The sequence below is a fragment of the uncultured Desulfovibrio sp. genome (genome assembly GCF_944324525.1).
Taxonomy (GTDB): Bacteria; Desulfobacterota; Desulfovibrionia; order Desulfovibrionales; family Desulfovibrionaceae; genus Desulfovibrio.
The window spans coordinates 54,161-72,562 of sequence record NZ_CALUWS010000008.1; the positions used below are offsets into that span (position 1 = coordinate 54,161).

The following is an 18,402-nucleotide window of genomic DNA, read 5'->3' on the forward strand; positions in this document are numbered from 1 at the left end:
CTATTCTCCGGTGGCTGCGGCCTCGTCCACGACCCAGATGAGATCCCCGACGCTGGGCCGCACGAACTGGGCGGGCAAGGTCGGCTCATCCAGCAGGTTGAGCGTCTTGCTCAGCACGGCATGCTTTTCCTTGCCGGTGACGAGGAACATGCAGCAGCGGGAATTGTTGATGACGGGCAGGGTCAGCGTCAGGCGGTCGGCCTTGCGTTCCGGCACATACTGGTCGATGACCAGGCGTCTGCGCTCCAGGAGCGCGGGAGAATTGGGGAAGATGGAGCCCGTATGCCCGTCGTCTCCGACGCCCAGCAGCATGAAGTCGAAACGGGGGATCTCCGTGGGGCCGATATTGAAATCGGCGCGGATCTGTTCTTCATACATGGTGGCGGCTTTGACGGGGTCAAGTTCGCCGCGCATGCGGAAAAAGTGCGTCACCGGCAGATGGGAGAGCATTTCGCGCCGGGCAAGGCCGTAATTGCTTTCCGGGTGATCCGGGCCGACGCAGCGTTCATCCACCCAGAAAAAGGTGATCTTGTCCCACGGCAGGCGATCCGCCCAGTCATTGGCGGTCAGCAGGCGGAAGAGCGGGATGGGGGTCTGCCCCCCGGAGAGGGCGATCTTGAAGACGCCGCGCTCGCTCACCGCCTCTTCACAGGCGGCGGCAAGGATATGCGCGGCGCGTTCGGCCATGGCTGCCGGATTTTTATGGATGTGCACGGAAAGATGTATGGAACGGCTGCGAGCTTGCATAAGGGGGACTCCTTCTTTTACGGAGGGAGTATGCCATAGCCCGGATGCGGAGAAAAGGCTTTTTTGTGACGTTTTCCCGGCGCATCCGCGGCATTGCGGGCCCGAAGAGGGGAGCTGGCCGCGCCGGCGGGCGTGGCCGTGCCGTACGCGCTCCGGCCCCGCGGCGGCGTATTTTTTGTTGAAGCCATGTTGCCGATAACGTAAAAGAACGGAGAAGGCTGCGCCCGCGCCGGCACGCATGCCGTACCGCTACGGGGCTTGCGGCCTGAATCCCTCACTGCTGCCCGCTTTTTCAGGAGATGCCGATGCTGCCCGTCATTCATATCGATCCCGCCCTGCTGGAACGCTGTCCGCATACGCGTCTGGGCTGCCTGGCCCACATGGTGACGGTGGAGCCCTCCCGCGAGGATCTGCAGACTTATCTGGGCGAGGTGACGGCGCCCTTCCTGCGGCATATGCTCGAAGAGACGCCGCTGGCGGATATCCCTAATCTGAGCGAATCCCGCGCCGCCTACAAGGCTTTCGGCAAGGACCCCGGCCGCTACCGCATCTCTTCCGAATCCCTGTACCGCCGCATCCGGCAGGGCAAGGAGCTCTACCGCATCAACAGCATCGTGGACGCCAACAACCTGGCCTCTCTGGAAACGGGCTTTTCCATAGGTTCCTACGATCTCAACGCCATCAGCGGCGATATCGTGCTGCGGCTGGGGCGTGAAGGCGAAGTGTACACCGGCATCGGCAAGGACAGCATCGACCTGCACCGCCTGCCGCTGCTCGTGGATGAGCGGGGCCCGTTCGGCGGGGCCACCAGCGACTCCACACGGGCCATGATCACCGGGACGACGGCGGCCTGCCTGACCGTCATCTACGGCTTCTCCACGCGGACGCAGCTGGAAGAGGCCCTGGCCCTGACGGCTCGCCACTTTGCCGTGTACACGGAAAGCCGTCCCCTGGTCGCGCCGTTCATCGTGCAGGGAGAGGGCTGCTGAAGCGGAGGGGAACGCCATGCAGCCGTTTTCCTTCCAGGCCATCGGCATCATCCACAGCCGTCATCATGTGCCCGGGCAGACGCCCGTGCAGCCCATATACGCCGCCGATTTTCCCGGCACGGTGGAGGTCTTTCCGGCCTTTGCCGCCGGTCTGCGGGATCTGGACGGCTATTCGCACATCTATCTGCTCTATGTCCTCGACCGGGCGGGGGAGCCGCGCCTTGCGGTCAAGCCCTTTCTGCAGGATGTGGAGCGCGGCGTCTTCGCCACGCGCGCGCCCTGCCGTCCCAATCCCATCGGCATGAGCATCGTGCCCCTCCTGCGGGTGGAGGGCAACATCCTGCATGTGGGGGCGCTGGACATCCTGGACGGCACGCCTCTGCTGGACATCAAGCCGTACTCGCGCCGCTTCGACTGCCTGACCGAAACGCGCAACGGCTGGCAGGACGAGGTGGATGAGGCGGAGGCCCGTGTCCTTGGCCGCCGCGACTGTCCTTCCCCTGCAAAGGTATGATCCTCTGTCCGCAGGCCGGGCCGTCCGTCGTGCCTGCCTGGGCAGAGGGTCGGGCGTGATGCCTGCGGCGTCATGGCGCGGTCTGCGTCGGCGCATCCACGGTTTTTAGAGTATTTCACCTTTGAAAAAGGTGGAATGCGAGGCGGCGGCACAGCGCCGCCCGGCCGAGAGTGGGCGGAAAAACCGCGCTTTTTCCGCGAAACGCCAGGCCGTATGGTTTGAAACGCAAAGCGTTTCAAACTGGAAATGCTCTAAAAAGAAAGCATATCAACAATAAAGAAAAAAATACGTGTGACGGCATTTCGCCATGCCGGGAGCAGCTTTTTGCGTTTTTTTGGGGTGGGAAGTGTCTGTCTTGATGGTGCGCGCAATAAAAAAGCTTTTTCCATGCGCTCAACTTTTTGCTCGGCCAGAAAGAAACTGCTGCGGGAGCGTGCCGTAGTCAGGCAAAAAAAACTTGAGCTTTATACTATGATATGCAAGTCTGTGAAAAACTATAAGGAGAAGAGAGTATGGCTCTTGAAGACAAGGACATCCTGAACGCCGTATTTGGCAGGTTCAATGATCAACCTATTGAATTTATCATGTCGCAGTACGAGATCGCCAAACGCATGAGCATGGATATCGAGCGTCGTCTGACGGACAGGCAGGCGGGCGACAGTGCCGCGGCCAGTCCGGAAGGCGGGGCGGAAGCTTCCGCGCCGGAAGCGGAAAAGATGCCGGAAGCCCCCAAGCGGAAAAAAGCGGGCCGCAAGGATCTTGTCTGCAAGCCGGAAGAAGCCATAACGGACGACTTCATCAAGTGCTGTCTCTGCGGTAAGGAAAGTTCCTCGCTGACCTCCCGTCATCTGGCGCAGCATGACATCAGCGTGGAAGAATATAAGAAGCTGTGCGGTTACGCCGAAGATCAGAAGCTCATGTCCGGGAACTTCGAGCGCAAGATGCTGCACAACGTGCAGCGGGCCCAGCAGGTACGCATGAAGAACCTGAGGGAAAAGGAAGAAAGCGCCTCCTAGCCTCTGGAGGCATCATCGTTTCCTGAGGGGGCTCTCGGGCCTGTCAATATATTTTGTAAACAATTTCAATATATAAGATGGATTCGCTTGCCTTTTGAGGCTGGCGTGCCTCTTGTCCCTGACTCTTCCCCCGGTAAAAACACGCCGGGGAAGGGTGGGGCCTGGGCAAACGATCAGCACAAAAACAGGCCGCTCATGTGCTGCCGGCACACTTTACGCACACATCCGCGCATGCCCCGCACAGGCCGCCGCATCCCGATGCCGGAGAGCACCGTCCCGCCGTCCGCTGACGGCAGGCCCTGAAAACAAGGCTACTGACTGCCGCGAGCCGGATAGAAGGCATATTGCCAGTTGCTCGTATGCCCCAGAAGCCATACCGCGTCCTTGCTGCCGTCCGTCAGATCGACGCGGACGCGCAGCAGGCGGACGTCCCCATGATTCTTCCAGCGGCGATTGCCGCCAAAAAGAAAGTTGCCCAGACTCCAGGCGACCAGCGTCCTGCGCGGGCTGTCCCACAGGATCTCCACGCCGCCGTACAGATGGCTGTGCGCGAACAGCACCACGTCGGCCCCGGCCGCGGCAAAGACGTTCGCCCACTGACGCTGCCGGAGGGTGGGCTCAAGCTGTCCTTCCTGGCCGTCATGTGAATAGACGATGATGAGGCTTTCAGGCACGGCCTGCCGCAGCGTATGTATCCACTCGCGCAGCTGGGGATAATTCAGGGTCGCGATCTGCGGGCCGCTCCCGATCTGGGACATGGGGGAGCCGGTGAGCAGATAGACCGGCACCGGGCTGCCGGGCGCCAGCGGCAGCGGTGCGTAACGGTCGCGCAGGTGCAGGCCGTTATGGTCGATGCCGCTCTGTTCCAGCATGTGCAGAAGATTCAGGGCCCCTTCCTCGTAGCCGTCGAATACATGGTTGTTGGCCGTGCAGGCCGCGCCGTTGGCAAAGCGCATGTGCGGAAAAAGCGCGTCGTCGGCATGGAAGATGTAGAGATTTTCCTTGGAAAGCGAGGCCGGGCCGGCATTTTCGCAGTTCCAGAGAAAAACGTCCGCCTGCTCGATGCGGCGGCGGGTCTCCGGAGCGAAAAGCCGGGAGGGCATGGGCGCATCCCGCATGCCGCCGCCAAGGGTCACGTCCCCGGCGGCCAGGATCTCCAGATAGCGCGCGTGCGCGGGGCAGGAGCCCAGAAGGAGGAAAGCGATCAGCAGGAGACAGACGTGGCGGCAGGGGTAGGGCATGGCGACCGGACACAAGGGTGAGGGGACGCGGCTTTCTCGGGAAAGAGCCTTCGGGTGCAGTGAACGTCTCTGCTGTTGCACACTTGCCCGGACAAGGCAAGTTTCTTTTTGTACGAAAAAGGCTTTTCCGCATGAACGGAAAAGCCGTTGGAGGACGGGGGCGAAAGGGGGCATCCGCCGCCCGATGGCGTGCGTGGTTTACAGGTAGTCGTGGCGGACGACAGCCGAGGCCGCATAGGCCACCAGCGTATTGATGTCATAGACCGGAATCTGGACGGCCCGCTGCACCGGCGCGGCAAAGGCGGACAGATCCGTGCATTCCAGCAGGAGGGCATCCAGCTTTTGCGCGGCGGCAAAGGCGGCGGCCGTGTCCACGACTTCCTTTTGCAGGCGGTCCAGGTCAAGGCTGGTGCGCTTGCTTTGCAGGATGGTCTCGGCAAATTCGGGATTGTGCTCCATGCCCTGGATGCGGACGCTTTGCATGTCGGTCATGCAGTTGCCGAAGTGATCCTGCGTCAGGGAGGCCGCACTGGCGGTCAGTACGCCGATGCGTGCGCTCTCACCGTGCAGGAGGCGCAGAAGAGGCAGCTGCACAAGGCTGGAAAGCAGCACCGGTATCCGCACTTCGGCCGCTATGCGCTGCTGGAAGCGGGCCATGAAGCCGCAGGAGCCGGCAATGGCCAGTACGCCCTGACGTTCCAGCTCGCGCGCGCCTTCCAGAAAGGGTTCGATGAGTTCCGGCGTGGGGTTGAAGAGCATGCGGGGCACGTCCACGCCGCGGATGAGATATTGCACCGTGGGGAAAGGATAGGTCAGCGGATTACGCAGATGGCCGCGCGGTTTGGGGAATTGCGAATCCAGACAAAGGATGCCGACCGGAGTGTCGTAGTAGAGTTTTCCGCCCTGAAGGATCATGCTGGTTTTCTCCTGTCACAGTGATGGGGAAAAGCGGGGGAGCGCCGCAAGAGGCGTCAGCGGCGCTCCCCTTGCCTCTTCTACCGGGTCTTGTGCTTCAGCTCGCGTATCCATTGAAGGATGCCGAAAAGGACCCAGACACCGCAGGCAATATTGAGGGCAAAGGAAAGCAGGATGAATATCTTGAAGAATTCGTGCATGGTGAGCGTCTCCTACAGAACTTCGGGGGCATAGGCGCCGGAGGTCGGCACGGACCGCTTGGTCATCTGGTGGACGAGGAAGAGCGTCAGGCAGTTCAGGCCGATGCCCACAAGGTTGGCCGGGATGCCGAAGGGTTCGCCGAGGATCTTGTCGCTCCAGATGAGGAAGGCCAGACCGCCGACGACCATGGCCGGCGCGCCGGCACGGGGCGAGACCTTGCCCCAGAAGATGCCCAGCAGCAGCGGCGGCAGCACGGTGGACGGCCAGAACTTGAAGATGTAGAGCATGAGGCCGAAAACATCCTGGAAGAGGATGGCTACGACGATGGCGCCGCCGCCAACCAGCAGGGTGGACAGCCGGGACTGACGCAGCATCTCCTGTTGCGACGCGCCGGGATGGATGAACTTGTTATAGATGTCGCGCGTATAGGCGACGCTGGCCGTATTGATGAAGGCCGCGGCGCTGGACATGACCGCCGCCAGCAGGGCCGCCAGCACAATGCCGGTGACGCCGATGGGCAGCACGTCGCGGATGAGGTTGGTGAAGGCCAGGTCGGGCTTGACGTCGGGTTGCAGGGCCATGGAGGCAAGGCCGATGCCCGCGGTGGTGGCGAGGAAGAAGAGCCAGTGTACCGAGAAGATGAGCACGCCGGTCTTGCTGTCCTTGGCGGACTTGGTGGAGGCATAGCGCTGGATGAAGTAGGGGGCGCAGAATTCCCCGAACAGGAAGCCGAAGAACAGGCCGGCGAATTGGATGACGCCCCAGTCGGCAAAGGGCTTGAGGTTGTTCACATACTGCGGCATGGACTGGAGTTGAGCGATCATGGCGTCATAGCCGCCGGCCCGCTCGATGCCCAGATAGCCGCAGAGGCTCACCCCCACAACAATGATGACGTACTGGATGGCGTCGGTCATGGTGACGCCCAGCATGCCGCCGGCCCAGGTATAGGCCAGTGTGATGGCGGAGGAGATGAGCGCCGCCGGGATGAGGTCTATGCCGGTGGCCGTCTGCAGGATGGCCCCCATGGCCAGGATCTGCACGCCGAACAGGCCGAGACAGAACAGAAAACAGACGACGCTGGAAACGAGGCGGCCGGCCCGGCCGTAATACATGCCGCAGAGGTCGCCCACCGTGTAGACGTTGGGGATGGAATGGACACGTCCGGCAATGCAGAGGCCGGAAATGATCTGATTGATGACCACGCCCATGAGCCCGGCAAAGACCACGACGCCCGTGGTGTGCATATAGGCCACGCGACCGATGGTGGCGCCGCCCCCGCAGAGAGTGGCGGCGATGGCCGCAAAGAAGATGGCGAGCGGCATGCCGCGACCGGCCACGGCATAATCGTCAAAGCTGGAAACTTTCTGCATGGACCACCAGCCGATGTAGACGATCACGAAAAAGTAAAGGATGATGATGGAATAGTCTAGCCAATGAATGGGCATGGGGAACCTCCTGAAATGCTGTCGTAGCTGGGGAAAACCTCTTCCTTGTTCACGGACGCGGTTACGCTGTATGATTCTCCTCGTAGCCGAGGCCATTGAGCGTGCAGTATTCATTGAGGGGGACGGGGCGGAAGGGCATGCGCACATGCAGCATGTCCACCTGGCGGGGAGGCAGGCCGGAGGCCTGGGCGGCCAGTTCGGCCAGCGCCGGGCCGCACATGCGTCCCTGGCATGGCCCCATGCCGCAACGGGTGAAGCGCTTGATCTCGTTGACGTTGGTGAAGCCTTCCCGCACGGCGGCACGGATGTCGCCGGCGCTGACGTTCTCGCAACGGCAGATGATGGTCTCGTCCGGTACGGCGAAGATGTCGGGATGCGGGGCGAAGATGTGGCGCAAAAAGCCGCGGGCCCACTCCAGCCGGCGCAGTTCCCGCAGTGTCCCGGCGCTCCTGTGATCGGCCTCCGCTTCGCTGATGACGTGCAGGCGGCGTGCCGCGTCGATGCCTGCCAGCGTCCCCTTGAGCAGGCTGGCGTCGCCGCCATGCACATAGGCGCTGTCGCCGGCGATGGAGATATGCTCGCAGCTCGTGCGGCCGCGGATGTCCGTGGTGGGATGCCAGCAGCGCTGCACCTCGTCCCAGGTCATGGCAAGGCCCAGCGCATTGGGGATATGCGTGCGGGGGATGATGCCCTCATGCCGCAGCAGCATGCCCGCGGGCAGACGGTACTCGCCCTTGCTGGTGGTATAGCGCACCTGTTCCACATGGCCGTCGCCTTCGGCCCGCAGGCTGCGCACGTTGCGGATGATGGGCATGCCGGAGGAGAGGACGCGGCGGGCCATGCGCAGGCCCTTGGCAAGATAGGCCCGGTCCCCCAGCGCGGCGGGCATGTGGGGCAGGGCGGCCAGACGGCGCAGCGTGTCGCCCGTATCCAGCCAGGCGGCCACAGGGGCCCCGGCATCCAGCAGATGGCAGGCCAGCAGGAGCAGCAGCGGGCCGTTGCCGCAGAGCACGACGGGCTCCTGCCGGCTGAGCCGCGGCAGGCAGTCCGAGCGCAGCAAAATGTCCATGCCGCCCGCGCCCATGACGCCGGGCAGCGTCCAGCCGGGGAAGGGCACGGGACGTTCCATGCCGCCGGGAGCAAGGATGATGTGCGAGGCGGTGATGCGTTCCGATACGCCGTTGCGGGAATAGCTCACGGCCGTGCCGTCGATGGCCCAGACCGTCGAATGCGGACGGTAATCCGTGCCGCCGGCGCGGAAGCGGGCCACCAGATCCAGTCCGGTTCGCCTGTCCTTCTCGTCAAGCAGGCGCTGGGCAAGGGGGGATTCCACATTACGGAAAAGCTGACCGCCGGGAGCGGCCTGCTCGTCCAGCAGGGCCACTTCCAGCCCGCAGTCCCGGGCCGCGCAGGCGGCCGCCAGTCCGGCAGGGCCGGCGCCGATGACGATGCAGTCGAAATTGGTGATGTTCATGCCCTGTCTCCCTGATCCGAAAGGCCGTTTTCTCCGGGAACGGCGGGGCGCTTCTGGGTGTTGACCACCATGCCTTCGGCCACCTGCACCATGCAGGATTGCACATTGGGCCTGCCGTCGATCTCCAGCATGCATTCAAAACAGACGCCCATGAGACACCACGGGGCGCGTTTGCTGCCGTCCAGGCTGTGTTCGTAAAAATGCCGTTCATGGCTGTGGCCGAGCACCGCGGCCGCCACGCTGACGCCTTCGGGGACCTCGACGGACGTTCCGTTGACGATGATATGCACGGTTTTACCGGGGGTGTTGCTCATCTCTGCTCTCCTTTGCAGGTCAAACCGCGCTAACAGGTGAAGCCGAAGCGTTGCAGCGTCATGCCGCGGGCCGTTTCCGGGAGATTGCCGCCCAGCAGGAAGGGGGGCAGGAGGCGGGCATGCGCGGCCGCCATGGTGACGGCGCTGTGCGTGTTGACGAGATAGGCGTTGGCATGGCCGGGCAGGCGGCTGTAGATGGCCATGCTGTCGTTGGGCATGACGCGCAGCCCCGTCCAGGCGCGGATGACGCGCTTGCCGGCCAGTTCGGGCCAGACGCGCATGGCCCACTGGCCCTCGCCGGAAACGCCTTTCTGTTCGATGGTCATCCGGTGGCCGGCATTTTCGTGCCGGAAACCGAGGATGACGGTACCGCCGAACGACTGCGTGGCCCCCAGCACCGGTATGGGCATGACGTAGGGCATGCGTTCCACGAGCAGCACCTGCCCCAGGTCGGGATAGACCGGCAGCGACGGCAGGGCGAAGCGAGCAAAGCGCCTGTTGGCCAGCCCGGCGGCCAGGATCAGCGTGCCTCCCTCGTAGATGCCGTTGTCGGTGACGACCCGGTAGCCGCCGTCCTGCGGCTGTACATCCAGCACGTCGCGATCCAGCAGCTCGACGCCCTTGCGCGGCAGCGCCGCCCGGAAGGCCCGCAGGAGGGCCAGCGGGTCGATGACGCCGTCCTCCTCGCACCAGGCCGCGCCCGTTACCTCCCTGCCGAAGCGTATGCCGGGCAGGAGGGCGTCCAGTTCGGCACGCTCGATCATGCCGCCGCGGTATTCGCCCAGCACCTCGCGCAGCTTGTCGATGTACTCCCCGCGCTGCCGGTATTCCGCCTCGCTCAGCACGGGGATGAGCCCGCCCCGGAACTGTACGGGGATGCGCAGGCCGGTGAGGGCCTCCAGTTCGCTCACCAGCGCCGGATACTCGCGGGAGGAGAGGAAGCCCCAGCGGGCATAATCCGGCAGATGGAGGAACTTGGACTGTACCCAGATGAGGCCGACATTGGTCCGTGAGGCGCGGTTGGTGGGCGTCTGGCGGTCAAGCACCGTGATGCGGCGTCCTGAGCCTGCCAGGCCGTAGGCCAGCGCCGCACCGGTGATGCCGCCGCCCACGATCAGGATATCCTGTGCATGCGTCGCCATACGCTCCCCCTAGGGCTTTCTGTAGGCCACGCAATCCACTTCCACACGCAGATCGCTCATCATGGACGCCTGGACGCAGACGCGGGCCGGGGCATGTTCCGCCGTGAAGTAACGGGCATAGACCTTGTTGAATCCGGCAAAATCGCGGGGATCGTCCAGGTAGACGGTAACGCGGACCACATCGTTGAGGCTGTAGCCCGCCTGTTCGAGGACCTTGACGAGGTTGTCGAGGGTGACCCGCGCCTGGACGCTGATGCTGCCGCTGACGATCTCCCCGTCGGCATCACGGGGCACCTGTCCGCTGACGTACAGCCAGCCGTCGGCGGCGACGGCCTTGGAAAAGGGCAGAGCGCCCGGCGTGGTGGGGGTGCCGAAACGTTGGATGGACATGACATACTCCTTTGCAGGCGCTCGGGCCTGCCGCTACTTTGTCTGCGGGAAAAGCAAGGGGTGTGCCTTTTTTGTTTTCTTATTTATTTTCAATATGTTATACTATTTACCGCACGGCTTGTCGGGCGAGATTGTCCAGAATATGTAATATTTTATTACACTTTTATGCCGGGCACGGCCGTGAAAAAAGAAAACATGACAGTGATTTTATCAGCTTGCGCTCATCGGGCAGGTAGTGTAATGTTATGAAACACTGTTTCAGGATGTTACATGCTATGCAGATAACCCCCTTCCTGCCCGAGCTGGATGCCGTCATCAGGCGTTCGCTTGCCCGTTCCGCCGTCTACGGCATCGATCCCCTGCATGACGGCGCTCCCGAAATGACGCGGATCGGTCCGGCCGCCCTGCGCCGCCGGATCGCCGCACAGCAGGAATTTTTCCTACTGGCGCGGGAACAGATAGACAGCCTGTATCGTCTGCTCAAGGATACGGGCTTCTGCATGGCCCTTGCCGACGGGGAGGGATACGTCCTCTATGTGGTGGGCGATGCCGACCTCATGGACCACTTTACGCGCAGGCGCTGCCTGCCGGGCTACCGCTGGACGGAGCGGGATGTGGGCACCTGCGCCATCGGTCTTGCCCTGGCCGAGCGCATCCCGGTCTTTTTGCCGGGCAGCCGCATGTATTCCGTCCCGGCGCGGGACATCAGCAACGCGGGCGCGCCCGTTTTTTCCCCCGACGGCACGCGGGTGCTGGGGGCCATCTCCCTGAGCGGGCAGTCCCGCAGGATGCACGTGCATACGCTGGGGCTGGTGCGGCAGGCGGCGGAGACCGTGCGGGCGCAGCTGCGCGAACGCGGCCGCTTCCGTGAGCTGGCCATCAAGCGCCAGTCCTTGCGGGCCATCATCGATGCGGACCCGCGCGGCATCCTCACCATCACCTCGGAAGGCCGCATCGCCGAATGCAACCGGCGGGCCCGCGGCCTGCTGGGCCTGCCTTCGGCTTGCGAGGGGCAGCTGCTGAACGGATATATGGAGTCGGGCGAGCTGCTGCACTGTCTGGCTACGGGCAGCAGTCTGCGCGCCAAGGAGGCGGTGGCCCGGCAGTCGGGCGTCATCCACTTCGTCTCCCTCGATCCGCTGCGCATGCCGGGCGGGGAAGTGGTGGGGGGACTGCTGACCATCCAGGAGCGCAAGGAAGTCATGCGCATGGCCGTGGAAGTCACGGGCAACATGGCGCATTTTACCTTTGAGTCCATCCTCGGCAGGAGCGAAAGCCTGCGCCTTGCCGTGCATCACGCCCGCATCGCGGCGGGAGGCGGCGCGCCGGTGCTGCTCTGCGGCGAGACGGGGACCGGCAAGGAGCTCTTTGCCCAGGCCATCCACAACAGCAGCAAGCGGGCGCATCAGCCTTTCGTGGCCCTCAATTGCGCCGCCATCCCCAAGGAACTGCTGGAAAGCGAGCTCTTCGGCTATGAGGAGGGTTCCTTTACCGGGGCACAGCGGGGCGGGCGGCCCGGCAAGCTGGAACTGGCCGATTCCGGCACGCTTTTTCTGGACGAAATAGGCGACATGCCTTTCGACATGCAGGTAAAATTGCTGCGGGTGCTGCAGTCCGGGGAGATACGGCGGGTGGGCGGCCTGCGGACCATCGCCGTCAATCTGCGCATCATCTCCGCCACCAACAGGGATCTGCGGCAGGCCATCGCCGACCACAAGTTCCGCGAAGACCTCTATTACCGCATTAGCACGCTCACCATCGACATCCCGCCCCTGCGCGAACGCCCGGAGGATATCCTCCTGCTGGCCGAGCATTTCATCCGGCGGCAGGCGCAGCTGCTGGAGCGGCCAGCCCTCCCCCTGCCGGAACGGACATGCCGGGCCCTGCTTTCCTATGCCTGGCCGGGCAATATCCGGCAACTGGAAAGCCGCGTGGAGCGGGCCATGCATCTGGCCGAGGGCAGTGAGCTGCTGCCGGAACACTTTTTCGGGCAGGCGGCGGAGGGGGAAGCGCCGTCCCCCGTCCTTGAAGGCGGCAGCCTGGCGGAGCGGGAGCTGCGGCTCATCCAGGACATGCTGGAAGCCTGCGAGGGCAATATGAGCCTCTGCGCCCGCCGTTTGGGCATCAGCCGTCCGACGCTGTACCGCAAGCTGCGGCGCGGCAGAGACGAGAGGGCATGAGGGATGCCGCCGATCGTTGCCGTATCAGGCGGCGTAAGACGGTCTGACGGACGAGGGATCGGCGCAGGCGGCCCCGCTCAGCGCAGCATGAGGCGCAACGTGCTGGCTTCCGCAGGGTCGCGTGTGGCGGCCAGCGCCTTTTCCACGCAGCGGCGCACCAGCGTATGCCGGGGGGTGAATTCGTACAGACTGGCCGCCGCCTGCCGGCAGAGGTCGAAGTCGTCCTCATACTGGCGGCCGCTCGCCTTGAGACGGGCATAGCGGCGGGTCGCGTCGATGATCGCCTCCACATAGGCCGTGTTGCCGCCGGCCATGAAGGCCGTCCAGTACATATGCAGCACGCTGCTTTCCGACGTCGCTTGCCAGCGCAGCAGGGGACTTGGCGTGGAAAGGATATGGTCGCGCAGGGTCAGGTCGGCGTGGCTGGGCAGGAGCTGCCGCACAAGGGCGGGCGCGTCGCGCAGTCCGGCAAGATGCACGGCCCAGGCCAGCGTACGCCGGATGTTGCGGCCGCCCTCCTCTCCGGCCTGCGCCTGGGCGCTGGCGACCATGCGCCGCAACGAAGCGTCATGGCGCAGGCATTCCCCCAGAAAGGCGGCGACCAGAAGGCGCTTTTCCCCGTCGGCCAGCAGGCCGGCGCCGTCCATCCGCTGCAGGAGGGTGGGCAGCAGTCGCGGCTGCGGCTTGCGGTAATAATACTCCATGCTTGCGGCATAGGCCGCAAGGCCTTTCTCGGCCAGGGTGGTCGCATGGGCCGCCTGACGCATGTCCGGCAGCAGCGGCATGGTCAGGCAGAGCAGCAGAAGGCACAGATGGCGCAGCATGTGAAATGTCCTCCCCAGGTTGCCCGTCAGTCGAAATCCGCCAGCAGGGCGCCGAGGTGCAGGCAGTCCAGCGGACTGCTGACCAGATCGCCCTTGAGGCGGGCAAGGGCTTCCTGCAAATGCGGCGAGGAGACGCCGTTGCGGATGGAGCTGTGCGCCTCCAGAAAGGCGGCCAGCTTGTCGCATTCCTTGATGAGACGTCCGTCCTTGGGCTGGAGGGCGTCGGCATTGCAGCTGCCGTGCAGGGTGGCGAAGTCGCGGATCTTTTTGGCGTGACCGTTCTCGAGGATGGTCTCGTCGAATTCGGAGCCCGTCTCCAGACCCAGATAATAGGAGAGCAGGCCGACGAGCTCCTCCAGTCCTTCGGCCCGCAGCGGGGCGAAGATGCGGCGCTCCAGTTCCTGCTCCTCGTATTCGCGGATGATCTCCGGCAGGCTCTCCACGGACTGCTTGACCGGCGAGATGATGTCGCGGGTCAGCAGTTCCGGCAGGTCATGCAGCAGGCCGCAAAAGAAGTCGTTGACCGTCCGCGCCCGGCAGGCCCCGATGGACTGGCTGAAGAAGTAGGCGTAGGCCGCCACGATGAACATGTGCCCCAGCACGGAGGTGGCCGGGATGCGCGGGGCCTGCGTCCAGCGGATCTGGAAGCGGAGCTGCCCGCAGAGATTGGCGAAGCGCGCCAGCGCCGTATTGCCCTTGACGATGTCCGGCATGCCGCGCACGTCATCGAAGCCCGCGAGGCGCTCGCGGAAGGACACGTCTATCTCGTCCATCTCTTCGTCAAAGCCGTTGAGCGGCTTGATGAGGCGGAACTCCCACTGAGAGGCGTAGAGGTGGGCCGCCGTGAGGATACGCCGGGCAAGGCTCTCCTCCTCGCAGGTATGCCAGGCCTGCATGCGCTGCCAGAAGTCGCCCAAGGGCGCGAGGGCAGGTTCGAGCCGTTTGAGCACATGGCTCGTGAGCTGGCGGAAATGCTCCCTGTTCTCCTTGATGCGGTAGAAGACCGGCGGCTTGATGTCCGTGATGATGAGGCGGTAGTAGTAATCGAAAAGGCCGCCCTCGATGATCTCCTGCGCCAGGGCTAGGCGTTCCTCGGCGGGAAGGTGGCGGCTGTTCTCGTGCCAGAGGGCGCAGGCCACCAGCATCTTGTGGGCCTGCTTGTCGATCTCCACCAGTTCGGCGGGCCGGAGCTTGTCGTTCCAGCGGAGCAGATAGGCCCCGGAAAAGGTGAGCTGCAGCAGGCTCTTGCGGATGGACGGCATGGGAGCTCCTTGAGGGGACGGACGGCGCGCTGCCCGCGCGCACGGAAGCGGTGAAAAAAGTGCTGGCATTATAAGAAAGAATAGGATAATGCTCAAGCGCGCACGAAAAGGGGCCGTTTCCGTGAGTGTGGCGGGAGGCGGCTTGACATTTTGCGCGTGAAAGGCTATGTAGCCTTCTCTTTGCAGCGATATTGTCGTCACCCCCGTTAGGCGGCACGTCGCATGAAGGATTTTCCGCCGCATTACGGCTACTGTATTTTGCAGAGGAGTTCATCCCCATGAAGACGTTCAGCCCTACCCCCAAGGACATCAACCGCCAGTGGTATGTGGTCGATGCTCAGGATCTGGTGCTGGGCCGTCTGGCCAGCCAGATCGCCCACCGCCTGCGTGGCAAGCATAAACCCGAGTTCGCCCCCCACATGGATCTTGGTGACTTCATCGTCGTGGTCAACTGCGACAAGGTGAAGGTCACCGGCAAGAAAATGCAGGACAAGAAATATTACCGTCATTCCGGCTGGGTCGGCGGCCTCAAGACCACCGTCCTCTCCGACATGATGGCCGAAAAGCCCGAGCGTGTGCTCATGGCCGCCGTGCGCGGCATGCTGCCCAAGAACCGTCTGGGCCGCGCCATGCTGAAGAAGCTCAAGATCTACGCGGGCGCCGAGCATCCCCATGCCGCCCAGAACCCGCAGCCGCTGACCCTGCCTTACTAAGGAGTGCACGTCATGAGCGACAAATTCGATTACGGTACCGGCCGCCGCAAGACGGCTACTGCCCGCACCCGCATCTATGCCGGTTCCGGCAACATCACGGTCAACGGCCGCTCCTTCGAGGAGTACTTCCCCCGCAAGACCCTGCAGATGATCATCCGTCAGCCCCTCGTGCTCGCCAAGCTGGCTGAAAAGCTGGACGTGCGCGTCAACGTGGCCGGCGGCGGCGTCAGCGGTCAGGCGGAAGCCGTGCGCCACGGCATCTCCCGCGCTCTGCTGGTGGTGGATCCCGCCCTGCGTCCTCTGCTGAAGAAGGCCGGCTTCCTCACCCGTGACGCCCGCAAGAAGGAACGCAAAAAGTACGGTCTGCGCGCCGCTCGCGCTCGCTACCAGTACTCGAAGCGTTAATATCCTTCGGGATTGGATATCCAGGGGCAGGCCTGCGGGCTTGCCCCTTTTTTATTGTACGCATCCAGGCCCCCGGGCTTGCCTCCCAAGATTTCCATTGGATAAATCATCACTGGCTTCCCTTTGGCAAAAGCGCGCTGGGGAGGGGATGGGGGCTTGAGGGAAAGACTGCCGAAACGCCTTTTCTCGCTTCGCTGCGAAAAGGCCGGGCCCTCCCGCGCAGGCGGCGACCGAAAGGCGGCCGGAGGCCGTTCCGGTTAGGGTCTATTAACACAAATTTTACTAATTAATCAGTAAATACATAAAGTTATCTGCACTAGTCCCACTTGTCCTGAAGAGCGGTGCGTTCCGCGTCCCTGCTTTTTCCTCTGATAAAAGCGCGCTGGGGAAGGGATAGGGGGCTTGGGGGGAAGGGGAACCCCTCCCGCGCAGGCGGAGGGGTTCCCCTTCCCCCCAACAAACTATAAGACATCGACAGCAGCGCGAGGGGTTCCCCTTCCCCCCAAAATAACCTGTCCATACTGTTAGCCGGCATCGACCCCAGGCCTTGGGCGCGGGCGGTCTCCGGCGGGCCGGCCGTGCGCTTTTCGCCTTGCCCGTTCGTTGCCTGCCGACTATACTGCACCCTGCCTTGCATCACCCTATCAGCAGAGCGAGAGAGCATGGATCATTCCGACGAAATGCTGGACTATACCTATACGCACAGTCAGACACAGGCCACCACCGGCTATTTTTCCTGCGAGCCTCCGGCTTCCCTGACCTGGGAGGCCGCCCTTGACCGGCTGGAAGCCTCACCGCTGGACGATTTCCTCCATCAGCATTGTTTGCGTCAGGCGGCCCGGAAAGGGGCGGACTTCCTGAAGCGGCTGGCTCAGGACTGCTACGACGCGGCCACAGACACCTTCCAGCGTCCCGCCACGGCCTCGCTGGTGCTTGAATGCGCCTTGCTGCTGCCGGAGCTGGCCGCTGCGGCGGCCGTCTTTCCGGCGGATGCCCCGCAGCGGCTGGCGTCCTTTACGCCGCTGGTCTACCTGCGGACGGCGCTTTGTCCCGATGCCGCCGCGTCCCGGCAGTGGAGCGAGCTTTTCCAGCGCAACATCCGCGGGCATCATGCCCTGCCCAAGCCGGAAGATGTGGACCTGTCGCCGCTGTATACGGAAGAGGCGCTGGACGCCACCGCCGCCGCCATGCAGCGGCAGGCGCAGGCGCTGCCCGACGCTCATGCGCGCGTCGCCGCGCTTCGCCTGCCCGCTCTGGAGCGTCCCCCGGCGCAGGAGACCTTTTTGCGCGCCACGGATGCCCTGCTGGAGGCGGGCATCCTGGCCGGGCCGGAAATGCGTCATCAGGCCTCGCTTTGCCCCATCGCGCTCCTGCGAGCCTGGCGGCTGGACATCCGCGCCCGCAGCGGAGCAGGGGCGCAGGCCGTGCGTCATACCCTGCGCGGCGAGGCCACGGCCTACGGGCGCGGCCTGTCGCTGGCGCAGGCCAGGGCTTCCTACAGCATGGAGATCGTGGAGCGTTGCAGTGCCTATGTGGATATCCGCGGGCCGGAAGGCCCGGACAGGCCCGGCGAAGTGGAGAACCGCAAAACGCCGCTGCCGGTGATCCTGGCTTCCCATGACGAACTCGTCGCCGCCGGGCGAGCAGCCCTGCCGCCCGCCCGTCTGCCGTTGGACGCACCCTTTGCGGGCTGCTGCGGGCCGCAAACGCCGCTGCACTGGGTCCCCGCCCATGACCCGTCAGGCAATGAAGTGCTGGTGCCCGCGCAGGCGGTCTTCCTGTTCTGCAATCTGGCCGAGCCTTCGCTCTTCCTGGCGGCGGGCTCCACGGGACTGGCTTCCGGCAATACGCTGGAAGAGGCAAAAGTGGCCGCACTGGTGGAGATCATCGAGCGCGACGCCGAAGCGACCACGCCTTTCCGCCGCGATCAGTGCTTTACGCTGCGCTCGCGTGACGAACTCCTGCAGTCCCTGCTGGACGATTACGCCGCGCGCGGCATCCAGGTGCAGTTTCAGGACATGACCACGGAATGCGGTATCCCAGTCTATCAGTGCTTTGTCATGAGCCGCCGGGGGGAAGTGGTGCGCGCTACAGGCGCCGGGATCAGCGGCAGCCGGGCCGCCCTGTCCGCCCTGACGGAAACGCCGTGGCCCTATCCCTACGGCGAGCCTACCGGCCCGGCCCTTTCAGCCCTGCCGCAGCGTTGTCTTGAGGAGCTCCCCGACAGGGACCTCGGCTCGGCGGCGGCCAATCTGCGCCAGTTGGAGGAGATGCTGACCGCGCAGGGACGTACGCCGCTCTATGTGGATCTGACCCGCCGCGATCTGGATATCCCCGTGGTGCGCGCCATCGTGCCAGATCTGGAACTGACCGGCGAGCTGGACGACTTTTCCCGTCCCTCGCTGCGCCTCATGTCGCGCTACTTGCGGCACACGGCGTAAGGAGGTCGGGGAGGCGGAGACGGGTATTTTTTCTGGGGGGAAGGGAACCCCTTTGGCTCGCGCGCAAAGGGGTTCCCTTCCCCCCAGTCCCCCCATCCCTCCCCAAACGCGCTTTACCCAGCGCGCCGTAAAGCCTCGCCCTTCAGGGCGGGGATATAAGGCGCACCTTAACTGGAATTTTTGCCTTTA

General features: G+C 63.9%; 17 protein-coding genes. 7 read left to right on the plus strand and 10 right to left on the minus strand.

What is annotated here, in order from left to right; all coding sequences use genetic code 11:
* Positions 1-747, minus strand: coding sequence for a 6-phosphogluconolactonase (pgl, locus tag Q0K12_RS03645; RefSeq protein WP_297260421.1), 747 nt, complete (start codon positions 745-747; stop codon positions 1-3).
* A 305-nt stretch (positions 748-1,052) separates the two neighbouring features.
* Here pgl and Q0K12_RS03650 point away from each other — a divergent pair, with 305 nt between their 5' ends.
* From Q0K12_RS03650 to Q0K12_RS03660, 3 genes are all read left to right on the plus strand, one after another.
* Positions 1,053-1,736 carry a phenylalanine--tRNA ligase beta subunit-related protein gene (locus Q0K12_RS03650; RefSeq protein ID WP_297260422.1) on the plus strand — a complete coding sequence of 228 codons (684 nt, stop codon included), beginning with the start codon at positions 1,053-1,055 and terminating at the stop codon, positions 1,734-1,736.
* A gap of 16 nt (positions 1,737-1,752) precedes the next feature.
* Positions 1,753-2,250 (plus strand): tRNA (N6-threonylcarbamoyladenosine(37)-N6)-methyltransferase TrmO, encoded by a 498-nt coding sequence (gene tsaA, locus Q0K12_RS03655; RefSeq protein ID WP_297260423.1) that lies wholly within the window; start codon positions 1,753-1,755, stop codon positions 2,248-2,250.
* A gap of 512 nt (positions 2,251-2,762) precedes the next feature.
* Positions 2,763-3,266 carry a MucR family transcriptional regulator gene (locus Q0K12_RS03660; RefSeq protein ID WP_297260424.1) on the plus strand — a complete coding sequence of 168 codons (504 nt, stop codon included), beginning with the start codon at positions 2,763-2,765 and terminating at the stop codon, positions 3,264-3,266.
* A gap of 311 nt (positions 3,267-3,577) precedes the next feature.
* On the opposite strand, the gene Q0K12_RS03665 is transcribed toward Q0K12_RS03660, so the two are convergent.
* The 7 genes from Q0K12_RS03665 to Q0K12_RS03695 form a co-directional block, all read right to left on the minus strand.
* The gene (locus Q0K12_RS03665; protein ID WP_297260425.1) at positions 3,578-4,507 is read right to left on the minus strand and encodes a CapA family protein; all 930 of its coding nucleotides are present in this window, start codon (positions 4,505-4,507) and stop codon (positions 3,578-3,580) included.
* Positions 4,508-4,705: 198 nt separating this feature from the next.
* A complete protein-coding gene (locus Q0K12_RS03670; RefSeq protein WP_297260426.1) occupies positions 4,706-5,422 on the minus strand; it encodes an aspartate/glutamate racemase family protein in 717 nt (238 codons plus the stop codon).
* A 212-nt stretch (positions 5,423-5,634) separates the two neighbouring features.
* On the minus strand, positions 5,635-7,068 hold the full coding sequence (locus Q0K12_RS03675; RefSeq protein WP_297260427.1) for a sodium:solute symporter family protein: 1,434 nt from the start codon (positions 7,066-7,068) through the stop codon (positions 5,635-5,637).
* A gap of 61 nt (positions 7,069-7,129) precedes the next feature.
* Complete coding sequence (locus Q0K12_RS03680; protein ID WP_297260428.1) at positions 7,130-8,542, minus strand: NAD(P)/FAD-dependent oxidoreductase; 1,413 nt, start codon at positions 8,540-8,542, stop codon at positions 7,130-7,132.
* Complete coding sequence (locus tag Q0K12_RS03685; RefSeq protein WP_296304632.1) at positions 8,539-8,856, minus strand: (2Fe-2S)-binding protein; 318 nt, start codon at positions 8,854-8,856, stop codon at positions 8,539-8,541. Before Q0K12_RS03685 ends, Q0K12_RS03680 begins: the two co-directional genes overlap by 4 nt.
* 29 nt (positions 8,857-8,885) lie before the next feature.
* Entirely contained in the window at positions 8,886-9,998 is a 1,113-nt protein-coding gene (locus Q0K12_RS03690) for an FAD-dependent oxidoreductase (RefSeq protein ID WP_297260429.1), read from the minus strand.
* 9 nt (positions 9,999-10,007) lie between these two features.
* Positions 10,008-10,388 carry a RidA family protein gene (locus Q0K12_RS03695; RefSeq protein ID WP_297260430.1) on the minus strand — a complete coding sequence of 127 codons (381 nt, stop codon included), beginning with the start codon at positions 10,386-10,388 and terminating at the stop codon, positions 10,008-10,010.
* Between the two features lie 275 nt (positions 10,389-10,663).
* Between Q0K12_RS03695 and Q0K12_RS03700 the strand changes: the two genes are divergently transcribed.
* Entirely contained in the window at positions 10,664-12,568 is a 1,905-nt protein-coding gene (locus Q0K12_RS03700; protein WP_297260431.1) for a sigma 54-interacting transcriptional regulator, read from the plus strand.
* A gap of 77 nt (positions 12,569-12,645) precedes the next feature.
* Here Q0K12_RS03700 and Q0K12_RS03705 read toward each other — a convergent pair whose 3' ends face one another.
* Both Q0K12_RS03705 and Q0K12_RS03710 read right to left on the minus strand, forming a co-directional pair.
* Positions 12,646-13,392, minus strand: a complete 747-nt coding sequence (locus Q0K12_RS03705; RefSeq protein ID WP_297260432.1) for a translation initiation factor 2 — start codon at positions 13,390-13,392, stop codon at positions 12,646-12,648.
* Between the two features lie 26 nt (positions 13,393-13,418).
* Positions 13,419-14,654: an HD domain-containing protein gene (locus Q0K12_RS03710; protein WP_297260433.1), complete on the minus strand. Its 1,236-nt coding sequence runs from the start codon at positions 14,652-14,654 to the stop codon at positions 13,419-13,421.
* Between the two features lie 278 nt (positions 14,655-14,932).
* Between Q0K12_RS03710 and rplM the strand changes: the two genes are divergently transcribed.
* The 3 genes from rplM to Q0K12_RS03725 all read left to right on the plus strand — a co-directional run bounded on the left by rplM (position 14,933) and on the right by Q0K12_RS03725 (position 18,213).
* Complete coding sequence (gene rplM, locus Q0K12_RS03715; protein ID WP_296304638.1) at positions 14,933-15,367, plus strand: 50S ribosomal protein L13; 435 nt, start codon at positions 14,933-14,935, stop codon at positions 15,365-15,367.
* Positions 15,368-15,379: 12 nt separating this feature from the next.
* Positions 15,380-15,772 (plus strand): 30S ribosomal protein S9, encoded by a 393-nt coding sequence (gene rpsI, locus Q0K12_RS03720; RefSeq protein ID WP_297227714.1) that lies wholly within the window; start codon positions 15,380-15,382, stop codon positions 15,770-15,772.
* A gap of 662 nt (positions 15,773-16,434) precedes the next feature.
* The gene (locus tag Q0K12_RS03725) at positions 16,435-18,213 is read left to right on the plus strand and encodes a YcaO-like family protein (protein ID WP_297260434.1); all 1,779 of its coding nucleotides are present in this window, start codon (positions 16,435-16,437) and stop codon (positions 18,211-18,213) included.
* Positions 18,214-18,402: the final 189 nt, after the last annotated feature.

Excerpts from the sequence above, each read along its gene's own strand:
- pgl (WP_297260421.1), bottom strand. The coding sequence starts at position 747 with ATGCAAGCTCGCAGCCGTTCCATACATCTTTCCGTGCACATCCATAAA.
- Q0K12_RS03650 (WP_297260422.1), top strand. The coding sequence starts at position 1,053 with ATGCTGCCCGTCATTCATATCGATCCCGCCCTGCTGGAACGCTGTCCG.
- tsaA (WP_297260423.1), top strand. The coding sequence starts at position 1,753 with ATGCAGCCGTTTTCCTTCCAGGCCATCGGCATCATCCACAGCCGTCAT.
- Q0K12_RS03660 (WP_297260424.1), top strand. The coding sequence starts at position 2,763 with ATGGCTCTTGAAGACAAGGACATCCTGAACGCCGTATTTGGCAGGTTC.
- Q0K12_RS03665 (WP_297260425.1), bottom strand. The coding sequence starts at position 4,507 with ATGCCCTACCCCTGCCGCCACGTCTGTCTCCTGCTGATCGCTTTCCTC.
- Q0K12_RS03670 (WP_297260426.1), bottom strand. The coding sequence starts at position 5,422 with ATGATCCTTCAGGGCGGAAAACTCTACTACGACACTCCGGTCGGCATC.
- Q0K12_RS03675 (WP_297260427.1), bottom strand. The coding sequence starts at position 7,068 with ATGCCCATTCATTGGCTAGACTATTCCATCATCATCCTTTACTTTTTC.
- Q0K12_RS03680 (WP_297260428.1), bottom strand. The coding sequence starts at position 8,542 with ATGAACATCACCAATTTCGACTGCATCGTCATCGGCGCCGGCCCTGCC.
- Q0K12_RS03685 (WP_296304632.1), bottom strand. The coding sequence starts at position 8,856 with ATGAGCAACACCCCCGGTAAAACCGTGCATATCATCGTCAACGGAACG.
- Q0K12_RS03690 (WP_297260429.1), bottom strand. The coding sequence starts at position 9,998 with ATGGCGACGCATGCACAGGATATCCTGATCGTGGGCGGCGGCATCACC.
- Q0K12_RS03695 (WP_297260430.1), bottom strand. The coding sequence starts at position 10,388 with ATGTCCATCCAACGTTTCGGCACCCCCACCACGCCGGGCGCTCTGCCC.
- Q0K12_RS03700 (WP_297260431.1), top strand. The coding sequence starts at position 10,664 with ATGCAGATAACCCCCTTCCTGCCCGAGCTGGATGCCGTCATCAGGCGT.
- Q0K12_RS03705 (WP_297260432.1), bottom strand. The coding sequence starts at position 13,392 with ATGCTGCGCCATCTGTGCCTTCTGCTGCTCTGCCTGACCATGCCGCTG.
- Q0K12_RS03710 (WP_297260433.1), bottom strand. The coding sequence starts at position 14,654 with ATGCCGTCCATCCGCAAGAGCCTGCTGCAGCTCACCTTTTCCGGGGCC.
- rplM (WP_296304638.1), top strand. The coding sequence starts at position 14,933 with ATGAAGACGTTCAGCCCTACCCCCAAGGACATCAACCGCCAGTGGTAT.
- rpsI (WP_297227714.1), top strand. The coding sequence starts at position 15,380 with ATGAGCGACAAATTCGATTACGGTACCGGCCGCCGCAAGACGGCTACT.
- Q0K12_RS03725 (WP_297260434.1), top strand. The coding sequence starts at position 16,435 with ATGGATCATTCCGACGAAATGCTGGACTATACCTATACGCACAGTCAG.